The sequence below is a fragment of the Tianweitania populi genome, from assembly GCF_014652875.1.
GTDB lineage: Bacteria > Pseudomonadota > Alphaproteobacteria > Rhizobiales > Rhizobiaceae > Tianweitania > Tianweitania populi.
The window spans coordinates 958,416-972,500 of the sequence record NZ_BMZQ01000002.1 but is presented as its reverse complement, the minus strand read 5'-3'; the positions used below and the strand labels follow the sequence as shown (position 1 = coordinate 972,500).

The following is a 14,085-nucleotide window of genomic DNA, read 5'->3' as shown; positions in this document are numbered from 1 at the left end:
TCGGCGAGGATGTATTGCGCCCGCCAGGCGGGAAACAGCTCCTCCGGCGTTTTGCCGAGGATTGCGCTGCGCGGCACGCCGAGAAAGGTCTCAGCGGCGGAGTTGGCCAAGATGTAGCGCGACGCTTCGTCCTTGGCCAAAACGACTGATGGCAGGTTTTCGATCACCGCATCGAGGAAGCGCCGGCTGTCTTCGACCTCGCGCTTGCTGGCTTCCGCGAGAGCCAGAGCCGCTTCCAGGGATGCACGGGCCTTTTTTCGGTCTGTGATGTCGCGGATCATGAACCCCACATAAGGGCGGCCATGATCGTTCCAGGGTGCCGCAGTAAACTCGATCGCACGGCTCGATCCATCCGGAAGAATGACGAAGCCCTCGAACGGCGCATCGCGGCTGCCTTCAAGGGCGGCCTGCAACTTCTCGCCTTGGATGGCCGGAAAGATCTGCTCGAAGGAACGCCCGACGATCGTCTCGCGCGCTCGGCCAAGAATACGCTCGGCACTTCTGTTCCAGAACATGACTTCGCGTTGCGTGCCGATCACCACGACCGCATCGGGTGTCGTGCGTGCGAGTTCGATCGCGCCGCGCTTGACGCTTTCCAGCACACGCGTTTCTAACTGCTGCATCACCAGATTGGCCATTTGCTGCAGCAGGTCGAGTTCCTGCTCGCTCGGCCTTGGCCGCGGTTTGGTATCGATGATGCACAGGCTTCCCAAGGCGGAGCCATTGGGCGCAACGATGGGCGCGCCGGCGTAGAAGCGGATGAAAGGCGCACCGGTCACAAGCGGATTGTCGCGGAAGCGCGGGTCTTTCAACGCATCGTCCACCACCATCACATCAGGCTGGCGGATAGCATGGTCACAAAAGGAAACACTGCGGTCGGTGCCGCAGATATCCAGCCCGACCCTGGCTTTGAACCATTGGGTGTCATCGTCCACGAGCGTGACGAGCGAGATCGGCACCTGAAAAACAGAAGCCGCCATCTGCACGATCTTGTCGAAAAAGCCTTCCGGCGGCGTATGCAGAATGTCGTAGCGTCGAAGGGTTTCTTGGCGAAGAGCTTCGTCGCTTGAAGACAATTCCATCGGCATCCGGCGGGTCCAGGCTTGCTGTCATCCCGGATATAGTTCTTTCAAAATGAGATTCGAGTTAATTTCAGTACTATAAACCGCGCCAACTCAAATAATGGCGCAGCCATGTTCCGGTTGCTGGCAAGTTCGTTTCATGAACTAGGTGTCAATTATAACATACGTTAATTTTGCCACTTGAACTGAAGCAATGACATGCACGCGCATGAAGCAATGCATGTGCGTGCAGATCAGGTCGTCTGCGATTCCACCACGCCGGTCAGCGTTGCCTGCAGACCTTCCGGTCTGTAGTCCACCGAGGTTGTTCCCTGGAAATAACCAGGCACAACGCGCTCGATCAGGCGTGAGCCGAAGCCGCGGCGCGTCGGCGTAACAACAACCGGACCGCCGCTTTCGCTCCAGGTAAGCTCGAAGTGGCGCTCCTCGCGCCGTTTCCAGGCAATCCCCACGGTGCCGGAGTCGGTGCTCAGCGCGCCATATTTGGCGGCATTCGTGGCAAGCTCATGCAGCATCAAGGCCAAGCCCATGCTTTGGGTGGCGTTGAGATCGATCGGATCGCCATCCACCTGGAAGCGTCCGGGATGGTCCACATGCGGAACGAGCGACGCTTCGATGATGGAGCGGATATCCGCGCTCTGCCAATTGCTTTGCGTCAGCATGTCTTGCGAGCGGCCGAGTGCCAGAATGCGCGCCGACACCGTGTCCGAAGCGGTTTTCAGATCCGGTGCATGACGCAGGCTCTGCCCGACCACGGCCTGAACCATGGCAAGCGTGTTCTTCATCCGGTGCGACAGCTCGTTCTGCAGCACCTGCTGCCGCTCTTCGCGGTCCTTCAGCTGGGCCACCATCTCGCGCTGCTGGTCATACAGTTCGCGGGTCACGGCTCGCTCGGCTCGCAAACCTTCTGTCGCGCCGTGCATCAACTGAATGAGCAGGATGTCGACCGACACGATGCAGGCGTAAAACAGCAAGGCGATGAAGCTTTGATGATTCACGTGAAAACTATTGAAAGGCGGAATGAACCAGTACCAGGCCGACAGCCCGCACAACACGGCGCAGACGATCCCCGGCCACAAGCCCGCAAAGAAGGCTGTCAAAATGACGGCCGGAAAAAAGGTCAGATACGGAAAACCGGCCGGCAGCATGTCGTCGAACAAGAAGCGTGCGGCAAGCGAGACGGCGAAGGCCACGAAACTCAGGGTCCAGGCCTGGGCAGGAGAAGAACGCAGCCTTTCCGCCACGCCGAAAACAGACATCGATCCCGGAACCCTCGAATTGCGTCACTGCTAAGAAGCAGTATTCGGCAAACTCTATTCAGCAATACCTGAAATAAGCGGCCGGATCGCGTTTAAGTCAGTTCCCGCATAGCTGCGCTTTAGGGGTTCTACAAGCTTTATTGGCTGGTCGAAGCCCGGCGCTTCGTCGGCGCTATTTAAGCGGCGCCTCGCTCGTTTATCGCAGCTCGTCGATGACGAGCTTGGACAGATCCTTGAGGATGTCCCGCTCGGATGCCGTCACGTTGTCACGCGGCTTGTAATCGGAAACGCAAACGGCCCCGACGGTCTCTCCCGTTTCGGGATCAACCAAAGGCGCACCGGCATAAAAGCGCAGCCCTTCATCACCTTGGGCAAGCGGGTTTTCCTTGAAGCGCGTGTCGGAAAGCGCGTCGTAAACCACCATGGGCTCGCTGCCCGCAATAGTGTGCGAGCAATAAGCAATGTCGCGCGGCACCGTGCTGATGCCAAGGCCATGACGCCCGATCAGCGTCAGCTCGTCTTTCCCGACAAGCGACACGAAGCCGATCGGTGCATCCAGAAGCTCGGCCGCACTTCGCGCAATCAGATCCAGACTGCTGGACCCTTTTTCCTGTGCGGAGCTTAGAAAGGTTTCGACGGCCTCAAGGCGGACGGGTTCGTTTTCCAATTTCGGCGGCTCGGAGGCCGTCGGCATGGAGAACGCCGATAGAACACGATTGCGGCCGGTTCGCTTGGCCTCGTAGAGGCGGCGATCCGCCTGCGCGATCAGCGCCAAAGCGGGCTCGTCCGATCCCGGTTCCTGCGTCGCGCAACCGATGGAGATCGTCACCCGCTTGCCCGCGGACGCGTTTTCCATATGCGGGATGTCGAGGCTCTCGACAGCCATGCGGATGCGTTCGCCGACCCTGTAGGCGGCAGCATCGTCACTGCCGGGCAAAAGCACCACAATTTCCTCGCCGCCATAGCGCGCGCAAAGATCGCTCGGCCGGATACAGGCTTCGATCGCCTTGGCGACACGGCGCAGACATTCGTCGCCGGCCTGATGGCCATAAGTGTCGTTGAACAGCTTGAAGCGGTCGACGTCGATGAGGAGAAGCGACAGCGATTTGGACTGATCCACGGCCTTGGCATGTTCGGCCTCGAACGCCTCGTCGAAGCGGCGGCGGTTGGCGAGCCCGGTCAAACCATCCGTATTCGCCCGCTTTGCCAGCTCGGCATGTGCGGCCGCCAGCTTCAGCTCAGCTGACTTGCGGGTGGAAATATCGCGCAGAACGACAATGAAGCCTTCGTCATCCGCAACAAAACTGTAGCGGCCTTCCACCCAGACATAAGCGCCGGACTTGTGCTGCAGGCGATAGATCGCTTCCGCCGGCTTTCCTGTCACGCGTGCTTCGGCAACCATCTGCTCGACGGTCGGCCAATCATCGGGATGGATGATCCCACGGGTACGATGCCCCACCATTTCCGAGGGATCGAGGCCGAGCATCGCGTGGGATGCCGGCGACACATAGCGCCGCACGAGGTCGCCATCGAGCCGTATGATCAGGTCGGTGGCGTTTTCCGCCAACAGCCGATATTGCGCCTCGCTTTGCCGGGTGACCGCTTCGGCTAGCGCGCGCTTGACGAATTCACGCCGCACCACGAAGGCAAGCATCATCGTCATGGCGCAAAGAAGCGTAAGCACGCTGCCGATCCACAAGGCTTGCGTACGCCAAGCCTCGAAGATGTCGTCATGTGACAGCGCTATATTGACGATCAGCGGAAGATTGCCGATCCGAACGAAATTATAAACGCGCGTGACGCCGTCCACCGCCGCAACGCCGGAAAAGCTGCCGGACGACGACGCGATGAAGCGGCGCACATTGGGCGTTGCGGACAGATCGCGCCCGATCTGATCTTCCAGATAAGGGCTGCGCATCAGCAGCGTGCCGGTTTGCGAAAACAGGTTGATGGAGTCGTGCGACTTTAGCTCGGCCTGTTCAAACAGGTCGCGGAAATATTGCAGCCGCAACGTACCGACCACCACGCCGGCAAAAGTCCCGTCGGGTGCGTTGATCCGGCGGCTGAGGCCAAGCACTTCGTCATTGCCTGTCAGACGCCTTTGAAACGGCGTGCTGATGAAAAGGCCGACCGACTTGTCGTTCGCATGCGCCTGGAAATAAGAGCGGTCCGAGAAATTATCGACGCGCGGCGGCACGCCGCCGGCATCGCGGATGACGTTGCCGTCCTTGTCCAGAACCAGAAGGCTGGTGAAATAGGGCTTGATCAGCGTGGCGCCGAACACGAAGGACTGCTGCAGTCTCGGCTCGAGGCTCAAGAAAGCGGGATCTTCGAGCTTGGTGACGACGCTCAGCAGAACACGATCATAAGAGCCGATATTGCTTTCGATATCCTGCGAAAGAACTGTCAGCAGATTGCGCGCGCCGGTGTTTGCAATCGTCCAGCTGTCGCGGCGCAGTTCCGTGAGCATCAAGGCCGACGCACCGCAGAACCCCAGAAGCAGAGTTGCTATGAAGAGCCAATAGCGGAGATGTCTGGTCAAGAACATAGGCAGGCAAAGTGCTCAACACGTGGTTTGCGCCAGGGAGCATGGCGGCAAGCAAGGCGCACGTTCCCGTCTTGCGCCATCACTGACAGGGAGTCCCTAACAGGGAATTTCTGACATACAGCGAGGCTCCATCGCTGCTGCCATATGGATAACGGCGCGTCACACTTATGCGTGAGAACTGGGCCACCCTCGCTGAAGGGGCCGCTCCCCAATGCGCCTCAGCGCTTGCGCACAAACTCCGTGCGCAGCACGAGGCCCTTAATCGCATCATGCCGGCAATCGATCTCCTCGGGATTGTCGGTCAGCCGGATCGACTTGATCAGCGTGCCCTGCTTCAGCGTCTGCCCGGCACCTTTAACCTTGAGATCTTTCACCAGAACAACCGAGTCGCCGTCGGCCAGAAGATTGCCTGAAGCATCGCGCACCTCGGCCGCACTCGCCTCAGCCGCCGCCATCTCGGAAGCCGGCCGCCACTCGCCTGTCACCTCGTCATAGACATAGGCATCATCTTGATCCGACATATTGGTTCCTGTTCCTGCGACCTCTAATATGCGGTGGCCTACAGCAAAGCAGGCTTGGGTTCAAATCGCCGCTTGGACAGTTTCTCGCTTGACCCAGACCGCAGTCAGCTCAGCAGCGGCGGGCCTCGATCACCGTTGCAGAAGGCGCCCTGCCGAACTGTTTGCGGTAGTCGGCGGCAAACAGGCTCATGTGATTGAAGCCCCAGCCCATCGCCATGCGGGTAATGTCACCGGTGGCACATTTTCCGCCGACAAGCTCGGCATGAACCCGTTCCAGCCGCATCCGCTTCAACACGCCAAGCGGCGTGTCGCCGCGCACCTCGCGAAAGGTCCGATGCAGCGTGCGCGCACTTGTGCCGGCAGCTTGCACGATATCGGTCAACGTCAGTGGATCACGCAGCCGGTCCGCCATGAAGCGCTCCGCCCGCTGGACATAATAGGGCACCGGTCCGGAGCGTGCCGCCGGCTGCGGCGATGCTTCCAGGGCCGCGGCCAGTGACAGAAGCAGACAATCCTCAAGCCGGTCGGCGAGGCCGTCATTAAAGAACGTGGCCTGATCCGCTTCGATCTCACGCATCACGAACTGCGCCAGCTGGTAGAAGGCTTTTCCGGCGGCATTGTCGAGCGTGATGACGCGGTTCTTGTAGGTGAACTGCTCGACCACCTGCTTGCCGCCGATCAACTCGATCTGGCTGTCGTTCAGGTTGAAGATCAGCATGCGGGTGGATGGCTCGAATTCAAGGTCGATCGGCGAATGCGCATCCACCAGCTGCGCGTTGAGCCCTGCGCCATAACGCAGGCCGTCGCCACGGCGGTCGCGTGAAATGAAATGGCCTTGCAGCGGCACTTGCAGCAGCGTCATGTCACGATGCGCGTCCACCGCGATGCGCGCCTGGCCGCCGATGCGGATAGCTGTCAGCCCGAAGGGCCGCATGCCGCCATGGGAAACTTCGGTGCGATAGGTGCGGCTCGACTTCTGGCTGATGCGGCATGGGCGCAGAAGTCCCGACATGGTGGCCTGGAAAGCATCGAGCGAAGGCGAAAGCCGGTATAGGCAGCCTGCTTGCGTCATCTTCATGTCCCTGATCTTTTTATTTGAAGATTAAACTATCACCGCGTTCATCCTGCGCAAGCCGTGCGTTGCAGCACTCCTCGGATCGTGATTTTGGCGCTTTGCCGACAGGTTGGCGCTTTGACGATAGAAAGGCGGACAAGCCCTCGTAGCATCACCCCCAAGCAGCCGAAGTGCTGCAGCGCCGAGACTAAGCGCAAACAAGGGGAACAGCGATGAAAGCAATCATCGTCGGTGGTGGCATCGGTGGCCTGACAACGGCCCTTATGCTGCATGCACGCGGGCTCGATTGCCAGATCTTCGAGGCCGCACCCGAAATCCGTGAACTCGGCGTCGGCATCAACGTCCTGCCGCACGCGATCCGTGAACTGGCGGAGCTTGGACTTCTGCCCGCGCTTGACGAGATCGGCATCCGTACGCGCGAATTGATCTATGCGACCCGCCACGGCCAGGAAATCTGGCGCGAGCCGCGCGGCATCGACGCCGGCTATGACGTGCCGCAATTCTCCATTCACCGCGGCCATCTACAGGCAATGCTGCATAGGGCGGTTCTTGAACGCCTCGGCTCGGATGCCGTGGTGACCGGCCAGGCCTGCACCGGCTATAAACAAAACGAAGGCTCGGCCACCGTTTATTTCACCGAAGGCTGCGCAATCTCCTCCGCCAGCGGCGATGTCGTCATTGCCGCCGACGGGATCCATTCCGTCATCCGCCGCCAGATGTTCCCGAACGAAGCCGGGCTGAAATGGAACGGCGTCATGATGTGGCGCGGTGCGACCGAAACCGAGCCGTTCCTCGATGGCCGCACCATGATCGTGGCCGGCGGCTTTACCTATAAGCTCGTTCTTTATCCGATCGCGCGGGGCACGCTGCCGGGCAAGGTCCTCAACAACTGGGTGGTGACCTACCGCCCCGGCGTCGATGGCGCGCCTGCACCGAAGCGCGAAGACTGGAGCCGGCGCGGAACGCATGAAGAGCTGATGCCGCATGTCGAGAAGTTTGGCGTCGACGTGATCGACCTGCCTGCCCTTGTGCGGGCGACCGACACATTCTTCGAATATCCAATGTGCGACCGCGATCCCCTGCCTTGGTGGACGGATGGCCGCGTGGCGCTGATCGGAGACGCCGCGCATCCGATGTATCCGGTCGGCTCGAATGGCGCGAGCCAGGCCATCATCGATGCGCGCATGCTGGCCGATTGCCTTGCGCAAGCCGAACATGGCCGTGCTGCCTTGGCCGCCTATCAAGCGTCGCGTTTGCCGGCCACGGCCGAGATCGTGCGCCTCAATCGCAAGGGCGGCCCCGAAGGCGTCATCGATGAAGTCGAGCGGCGCGCGCCCAACGGATGCGCCGACCTCGACGGCGTCATCAGCTTTGCCGAACGCGAAGCGATCGTCCGCGGCTATGCCGCAACCGCAGGCTTCTCGACCAGCCAGGTCAACCAGGCCCGCGCTTCCTGATCTGAACCACAAGAAGGACCATCACGATGACCCAACATGAAGCCGGCATTACCCAATCCGGCAAGTCCATCGACGGGATCGTCTGGAACATTCTCGGCCAGACCTATGTGCCGAAGCATCACTATGACAGCTCGATGTCCTGGCACGCGACCTTTCCTCCCGGCACCTTCGTCCCGCCGCACATCCACACCACGCAGGACGAGTTCATCTACATGCTCGAAGGCCGCTTCGACCTCACCCTCGACGGCAAGGATGTGGTGGCAGGACCCGGCGACCTGATCTGCCTGCCACGCAACATCGCGCATGGCATCTTCAACAAGTCCGACCAGGTCGTGAAGTGCATCTTTTGGGTATCGCCATCCGCGAAACTGTGGGACCTATTCACGAAGATCAACAATGTCGGTGACCCGCAAGATGTTGTTCGCATAGCATCGGCACACGAGGTTCAGTTCCTGCCTCCGCCGAGTGAATAAGGAACCGTCCGGCAACTGCGTGTGGGAGCGCAGTCATCCGGATGCACGGCCATAACAATGATAAGCTTTTAGAGGTGGAACGATGAGCAAGATGACCAAGCTGGCGCTCGCGCTGCTGACTGCAACCGCGCTGACCGGCGCAGCCCATGCCCAGGACAAGGCGCAAGACAAGAAGGTCAAGATCGGCCTAATCTATACGCTGAGCGGGCCGTCCGCGCTTCTTGGGGAACAATCGCGCGACGCCTTCCTGCTTGCGGCCGAGAAGCTCGGCAACAAGTTCGGCGGGCTCGATGCCGAAATCATTATCCAGGACGACGAGCAGAAGCCCGATATCGGCGTTAGCAAGGCACAGCAGCTGGTGGAACGCGATCAGGTCGACTTCGTGGTCGGACCGATCTTCTCCAACGTGCTCAATGCAATCGTAAAGCCCGTGACGGCTTCCGGCGCCTTCCTCATCAGCACCAACGCCGGCACGTCGAACCTCGCCGGCAAGGACTGCAACGCCAACCTGTTCGTGACATCCTACCAGAACGACCAGATGCACGAGGTGTCCGGCAAATATGCGGAAACGCAGGGCTACAAGCGCGTCGTCCTCATTGCGCCGAACTACCAGGCCGGCAAGGACGCGCTGGCTGGCTTCAAGCATTCCTACAAGGGCGAGGCTGCACAGGAGCTGTATGTTCCGCTCGGCCAGCTCGATTTTTCGGCTGAACTCGCCCAGATCGCGGCCGATGCACCGGACGCTGTTTATGCCTTTCTTCCCGGCGGCATGGGCGTGAACTTCGTCAAGCAGTACCGCCAGGCCGGCCTCGAAGCGACCCCGTTCCTGTCCGCCTTTACGGTGGACGAAACCACCCTCCCGGCACAGCAGGACGCGGCGCTCGGCTTCATGGCCGGATCGAACTGGGCACCGGACCTCGATACGCCGGAAGCCAGGGCTTTCACGACCGCCTATGAGGCAAAATACAAGCGCGTGCCGGCGACCTATGCCGTTCAGGCCTATGATGCCGCCATGCTGATCGATGCGGCGCTGAAGAAGACCGGCGGCAATCTCGAGGACAAGGACGCGCTGCGTCAGGCCATGAAGACTGCCGAATTCACCTCGCCGCGCGGCCAGTTCGCCTTAGGCGACAACCACTTTCCGATCCAGGATTTCTACCTGACGAAAGTGGTCAAGCGTGCGGACGGCCAGTTCGCGACGTCCTATGTCGAGACCATCTTCGACGACTACAAGGACAACTACGCGTCCGAGTGCAAGATGTAAGTCGGTCGGGGCGATACAGGCCGTTCCGGCCTGCCTATCGCCCTTCGCGCATCTTCCGAGAAGGCCGACGAGGGACATCGCGACCCGTCGGCCGCGTCGTGATTGTCGGACTTGCCTATGCTCAACCTGTTTCTTCTTCAGTCCCTCAACGGCATCCAGTTCGGCATCCTGCTGTTCCTGGTTGCCGCCGGACTGACGCTGATCTTCGGCGTCATGGACCTGATCAATCTCGCGCATGGCGTGCTTTATATGATCGGCGCTTATCTCACCGCTGCGTTCGCGGCGATGACCGGAAGCTTCGCCTATGGGATCCTGATCGCTCTCCCGGCAACGCTGGCCATTGGTATCGCGCTGGAAGTGCTCGTCTTCCGCCGTCTTTATGATCGAAGTCACCTCGATCAGGTCTTGGCGACCTTCGGCCTGATCCTGATCCTCAACGAGACCGTCAAGATCATCTGGGGCTCCGCTCCCCTCAGTGTGCCCATGCCGGAAGCCTTTTCAGGTTCGATCCAGCTCATGGGCAACCTGCGCTATCCCACCTTCCGCATCCTCATCATCGCAGCCGGCCTCGCAACCGCGCTCGGCCTTTATTTCATGGTCAATCATACGAGGCTCGGCATGCTGCTGCGTGCGGGTGCGACCCATGGCGCGATGGTTTCGGCACTCGGCGTCAACATTCGCCGGCTCTTCATGATCGTGTTCGGCCTCGGCGCCATGCTTGCGGGCTTCGCCGGCGGCATGGTGGCGCCCATCCTGTCGGTCGATCCCGGAATGGGCGACTCGATCCTGATCCTGACCTTCGTGGTGATCGTCATCGGCGGCGTCGGCTCGGTACGCGGCGCCTTTGTTGCGGCGATCCTTGTCGGCCTCGTGGATACGCTTGGTCGCTCCTTCGGCCCGATGCTGCTGCGCAACCTGCTCGACCCTGCGGCCGCCGCACAAATGGGCCGCACGCTTGCGCCCATGCTGGTTTATATCCTGATGGCGGCCGTGCTTTACCTCAGGCCCACCGGTCTGTTTCCGATGGGAGGAGGCACACGATGAGCGAAGCCGCGACACCGTCACTAGGGCCGGTCTCCTCCTCGGTAATCGATGCGCCTCACGTCCGCCCGCCCTTGCTCGCGCAAAGCGCACCCTGGCTCATTTTCGGCCTGTTTGCCGCCGTACCGCTGCTCGCACTGGCGACAGGCGACAGCTTCATCCTCGTAGTCGCCACGCGCATGCTGATCTTCGCGCTGGCCGCCCTCTCGCTCAACCTGATCATGGGCTACGGCGCCCTCGTGTCCTTCGGCCATGCTGCCTATATCGGGATCGGCGCTTATGCCGTCGGCATCCTGTCGAGCTATGGCATCAACGATCTTCTGCTGCAGATCGCGGCGGCTCTCGCTGCGTCCGGCCTTTTCGCTCTTGTTACAGGCTATCTTTCGCTGCGCACCAGCGGCGTTTACTTCATCATGATCACGCTCGCCTTCGGCCAGATGGCGTTCTTCTTCATGGTGTCGCTGTCAGCCTTCGGCGGCGATGACGGCATATCCTTGTCAGGCCGCTCCACCCTCTTCGGCGCCGATCTGCTGCGAAGCAACCTCGTCCTGTTCTATGGCGTGCTCGGCGTGCTGGCGGCTGCCTTCCTGCTCATGCGCATGCTGGTTGCCTCCCGCTTCGGACGGGTCCTGCGCGGCACCCGCGACAATCCCACCCGCATGCGCGCGATCGGCTTTTCGCCTTTTTCCTTCCAGCTCACCGCCTATGTCATTGCCGGCATGATTGCCGCCCTTGCCGGCGTCCTGCTTGCCAACCAGGTGCAGTTCGTGTCGCCCGCCTACATGACCTGGGCGCGCTCCGGCGAACTGATCGTCATGGTGGTTCTTGGCGGCATGGGAACGCTGCTCGGCCCGATCATCGGCGCAACCGTTTTCATCCTTCTGGAAGACGTGCTCGCCCACTTCTCCGAACACTGGAAGCTCGGCCTCGGCCTCATCCTCGTTCTGGTGGTGCTCGGCAGCCGCGACGGCATGAGCGGATTGGCGCGGCGCTTGCGGGGAGGCTCCGATGTCTGACGTCCTGCTCAAGGTCGAGGGTCTCCGCAAAAATTTCGGCGCCCTGAAGGTCACAGACAACGTCGATCTCGCGGTAGAGGCCGGCGAGATCCACGCCCTGATCGGTCCCAATGGAGCGGGAAAAACCACCCTGATCCATCAGCTTTCCGGGAATTTGAAGAGCGATTTCGGGAAGATTTTCTTCGATGGGCGGGATATTTCCCCGCTTTCCATGCAAAACCGGGTGCATCTGGGGCTCGCCCGCTCCTTCCAGATCACCTCCATTCTCGACGGCTTCAGCGTACTGGAAAACGTCGCCATGGCCGTTCAGGCGCGTTCCGGATCGAGCTTCCGCTTCTTCCGCAACGCCAGTCGGGAAGACGACATCAACGCCCAGGCAAGTGCCGCCTTGGCGCGTGTCCAGCTCGCCGACCGGGCCCACCGACGCGCCGGCTCCTTGTCGCACGGCGAGAAGCGCCAGCTCGAAATCGCCATCGCCCTTGCCACCGGCGCGCGCCTCCTGCTGCTCGACGAGCCACTGGCCGGCACAGGCCATGAAGAATCCGCCGTTCTCGTCGATCTGATGCGCTCCTTACGCGGCTCGCACACGCTGGTCCTGATCGAGCACGACATGGACGCCGTCTTCTCGCTTGCCGACCATGTCAGCGTTCTCGTTTATGGCCGCGTCATCGCCTCCGGCGAGCCCGCCGCCGTGCGCGCGCATCCGGATGTCCGCGCAGCCTATCTCGGCGAAGAGGAGATCGCCTGATGCTGAAGGTGGAAGGCCTGCAGAACGCCTATGGTCAGTCGCGCATCCTGTTCGGCATCAATTTCGAGGTTCGTGCCGGCGAAGTCGTGACCCTGCTGGGCCGCAACGGCATGGGCAAGACCACGACGATCAACTCGATTTTCGGGCTCTTGCCGCCAAAGGGTGGCAAGGTCTTCGTGGACGGCCTCAACATGACCGGCAAACCGCCTCACGCCATCGCCCAGCAAGGCCTGGGTCTTGTGCCGGAAGGCCGCCAGATCTTCCCGACGCTCAGCGTGGAAGAAAACCTCGTCGCCACGCGGCGCGCCGATCGACGCGCGCCCAAATGGACGCTCGAGAGCATCTACCGCATGTTTCCGCGCCTGAAAGAACGCCGGCGCAACATGGGCAACCAGCTTTCAGGCGGCGAGCAGCAGATGCTGGCAGTAGGCCGTGCCCTGATGACCAACCCCCGCCTGATCGTGCTCGACGAAGCCACTGAAGGGCTGTCGCCCCTAATGCGCGAAGAAATCTGGACCTGCCTGCGCTCCATCAAGTCCGAAGGCGAGGCCATTCTCGTCATCGACAAGAATGTCGACGTCCTCGCCCGCTTCGCCGACCGCCACGTGGTGATCGAAAAAGGCCGGGTGGTTTGGAGTGGCGACAGCGCTGGGCTCGTCGACAACCCCGACATCAAGAACCGCTACCTGCACGTTTGAGCCCAGCGACGCTGATGCTCCTGACGTGACGCTAAGACGATGAACTAGACGAGGTTCAGCAGAGGCGTTGCGCTTTTACTGCTTATAAAAGCCGATGGCGGAGAGGGGGGGATTCGAACCCCCGATGAGCTTGCACCCATGCCGCATTTCGAGTGCGGTGCATTCGACCACTCTGCCACCTCTCCGCGGCTGGTCCGCCCGATGAAGGGCGCGGCGCACTCCATATAGGCAGTAGCGGGCCGACACAAGGGCCCAAAGCATGTTCGATGCGAAGTCTCTTCGCTGTGACCTTGACGCAGCGAGACCGCTCCTTTATGGACGCGCGATCATGCATGGATCCTCGATCCGTGCGTGCCGTGCTTGGTTTGCGCCAAACACGTGGTCCTTTCCGTGAGGCCGGACGCAATTCGAGCAACAAGACTGACAAGAAGACGGCCGGGCGGTTTCCCGCTCAGAGCCGGATGAACACCGAAAGGAAGAAAGATGTTCGCAGTCATCAAGACCGGCGGTAAGCAGTACCGCGTTGCTGCCGACGACGTCGTCACCATCAGCAACCTCACCGGCAATCCCGGCGACACGATCGAGTTCGGCGAAGTCCTCGCTTATGGCGATGGCGACAACACCACGCTCGGCGCGCCCTTCGTTTCCGGCGCCAAGGTCACCGCAGAGATCGTCGAGCACGGCCGTTCCAAGACCGTCATCGCGTTCAAGAAGCGCCGCCGTCAGAATTCACGCCGCAAGCGCGGTCAGCGCCAGATGCACACGGTGGTTCGCATCACCGGCATTTCGGCCGCTTGAGGAACTGATTCAGGCTGAACGGCTTGGATTGACGCAACGACAATTTTGGGCGCCGCTTGATCCCTAAGAGGTCATCAGGCACAAAGAGCGCCATTCAAGGAGTAG

Annotated in this window: 13 protein-coding genes, 1 tRNA gene and 1 pseudogene (1 of these 15 cut by a window edge); 8 read left to right on the top strand and 7 right to left on the bottom strand. The window is 60.9% G+C overall.

The genetic code is table 11. The annotated features are described in order from the left end of the window. The 6 genes and pseudogenes from IE166_RS13980 to IE166_RS13960 all read right to left on the bottom strand — a co-directional run. Positions 1-1,082 carry the 5' portion of a sensor domain-containing phosphodiesterase gene (locus IE166_RS13980; RefSeq protein ID WP_189504813.1) on the bottom strand. Its footprint begins 1,465 nt before the window's first position, so only the first 1,082 of its 2,547 coding nucleotides appear in the window; its start codon is at positions 1,080-1,082; its stop codon lies off the left edge, out of view. 233 nt (positions 1,083-1,315) lie between these two features. After that, complete coding sequence (locus IE166_RS13975; RefSeq protein WP_385966149.1) at positions 1,316-2,080, bottom strand: sensor histidine kinase; 765 nt, start codon at positions 2,078-2,080, stop codon at positions 1,316-1,318. A 6-nt stretch (positions 2,081-2,086) separates the two neighbouring features. Then, positions 2,087-2,230, bottom strand: a pseudogene (locus IE166_RS20955) (DUF4118 domain-containing protein); the annotation flags it as partial. 307 nt (positions 2,231-2,537) lie between these two features. Beyond that, a complete protein-coding gene (locus IE166_RS13970) occupies positions 2,538-4,883 on the bottom strand; it encodes a diguanylate cyclase domain-containing protein (RefSeq protein ID WP_189504810.1) in 2,346 nt (781 codons plus the stop codon). A 224-nt stretch (positions 4,884-5,107) separates the two neighbouring features. Further along, on the bottom strand, positions 5,108-5,410 hold the full coding sequence (locus IE166_RS13965; RefSeq protein WP_189504808.1) for an alkylphosphonate utilization protein: 303 nt from the start codon (positions 5,408-5,410) through the stop codon (positions 5,108-5,110). 109 nt (positions 5,411-5,519) lie between these two features. Further along, positions 5,520-6,488 carry an AraC family transcriptional regulator gene (locus IE166_RS13960; protein ID WP_244641470.1) on the bottom strand — a complete coding sequence of 323 codons (969 nt, stop codon included), beginning with the start codon at positions 6,486-6,488 and terminating at the stop codon, positions 5,520-5,522. Positions 6,489-6,697: 209 nt separating this feature from the next. Between IE166_RS13960 and IE166_RS13955 the strand changes: the two genes are divergently transcribed. From IE166_RS13955 to IE166_RS13925, 7 genes are all read left to right on the top strand, one after another. Further along, entirely contained in the window at positions 6,698-7,942 is a 1,245-nt protein-coding gene (locus IE166_RS13955; RefSeq protein WP_189504806.1) for a flavin-dependent oxidoreductase, read from the top strand. A 26-nt stretch (positions 7,943-7,968) separates the two neighbouring features. Then, on the top strand, positions 7,969-8,415 hold the full coding sequence (locus IE166_RS13950) for a cupin domain-containing protein (protein WP_189504804.1): 447 nt from the start codon (positions 7,969-7,971) through the stop codon (positions 8,413-8,415). 82 nt (positions 8,416-8,497) lie between these two features. Continuing rightward, on the top strand, positions 8,498-9,679 hold the full coding sequence (locus IE166_RS13945) for an ABC transporter substrate-binding protein (RefSeq protein ID WP_189504802.1): 1,182 nt from the start codon (positions 8,498-8,500) through the stop codon (positions 9,677-9,679). A 117-nt stretch (positions 9,680-9,796) separates the two neighbouring features. Continuing rightward, on the top strand, positions 9,797-10,723 hold the full coding sequence (locus IE166_RS13940) for a branched-chain amino acid ABC transporter permease (protein WP_189505988.1): 927 nt from the start codon (positions 9,797-9,799) through the stop codon (positions 10,721-10,723). Then, entirely contained in the window at positions 10,720-11,736 is a 1,017-nt protein-coding gene (locus IE166_RS13935) for a branched-chain amino acid ABC transporter permease (protein WP_189504800.1), read from the top strand. The genes IE166_RS13940 and IE166_RS13935 overlap by 4 nt, the downstream gene beginning before the upstream one ends. Beyond that, complete coding sequence (locus IE166_RS13930; protein WP_189504799.1) at positions 11,729-12,484, top strand: ABC transporter ATP-binding protein; 756 nt, start codon at positions 11,729-11,731, stop codon at positions 12,482-12,484. The genes IE166_RS13935 and IE166_RS13930 overlap by 8 nt, the downstream gene beginning before the upstream one ends. Further along, a complete protein-coding gene (locus IE166_RS13925; RefSeq protein ID WP_189504798.1) occupies positions 12,484-13,182 on the top strand; it encodes an ABC transporter ATP-binding protein in 699 nt (232 codons plus the stop codon). The genes IE166_RS13930 and IE166_RS13925 overlap by 1 nt, the downstream gene beginning before the upstream one ends. A 95-nt stretch (positions 13,183-13,277) precedes the next feature. Here IE166_RS13925 and IE166_RS13920 read toward each other — a convergent pair. Continuing rightward, a tRNA-Ser gene (locus IE166_RS13920) sits at positions 13,278-13,367 on the bottom strand. Between the two features lie 298 nt (positions 13,368-13,665). Here IE166_RS13920 and rplU point away from each other — a divergent pair. Beyond that, positions 13,666-13,980: a 50S ribosomal protein L21 gene (rplU, locus tag IE166_RS13915; protein WP_189504796.1), complete on the top strand. Its 315-nt coding sequence runs from the start codon at positions 13,666-13,668 to the stop codon at positions 13,978-13,980. Positions 13,981-14,085 lie beyond the last annotated feature (105 nt).

Coding starts and splice junctions, on each gene's coding strand:
- IE166_RS13945 (WP_189504802.1), top strand. CDS start 8,498: ATGAGCAAGATGACCAAGCTGGCGCTCGCGCTGCTGACTGCAACCGCG.
- IE166_RS13930 (WP_189504799.1), top strand. CDS start 11,729: ATGTCTGACGTCCTGCTCAAGGTCGAGGGTCTCCGCAAAAATTTCGGC.
- IE166_RS13965 (WP_189504808.1), bottom strand. CDS start 5,410: ATGTCGGATCAAGATGATGCCTATGTCTATGACGAGGTGACAGGCGAG.
- IE166_RS13935 (WP_189504800.1), top strand. CDS start 10,720: ATGAGCGAAGCCGCGACACCGTCACTAGGGCCGGTCTCCTCCTCGGTA.
- IE166_RS13940 (WP_189505988.1), top strand. CDS start 9,797: ATGCTCAACCTGTTTCTTCTTCAGTCCCTCAACGGCATCCAGTTCGGC.
- IE166_RS13950 (WP_189504804.1), top strand. CDS start 7,969: ATGACCCAACATGAAGCCGGCATTACCCAATCCGGCAAGTCCATCGAC.
- IE166_RS13955 (WP_189504806.1), top strand. CDS start 6,698: ATGAAAGCAATCATCGTCGGTGGTGGCATCGGTGGCCTGACAACGGCC.
- IE166_RS13960 (WP_244641470.1), bottom strand. CDS start 6,488: ATGAAGATGACGCAAGCAGGCTGCCTATACCGGCTTTCGCCTTCGCTC.
- rplU (WP_189504796.1), top strand. CDS start 13,666: ATGTTCGCAGTCATCAAGACCGGCGGTAAGCAGTACCGCGTTGCTGCC.
- IE166_RS13925 (WP_189504798.1), top strand. CDS start 12,484: ATGCTGAAGGTGGAAGGCCTGCAGAACGCCTATGGTCAGTCGCGCATC.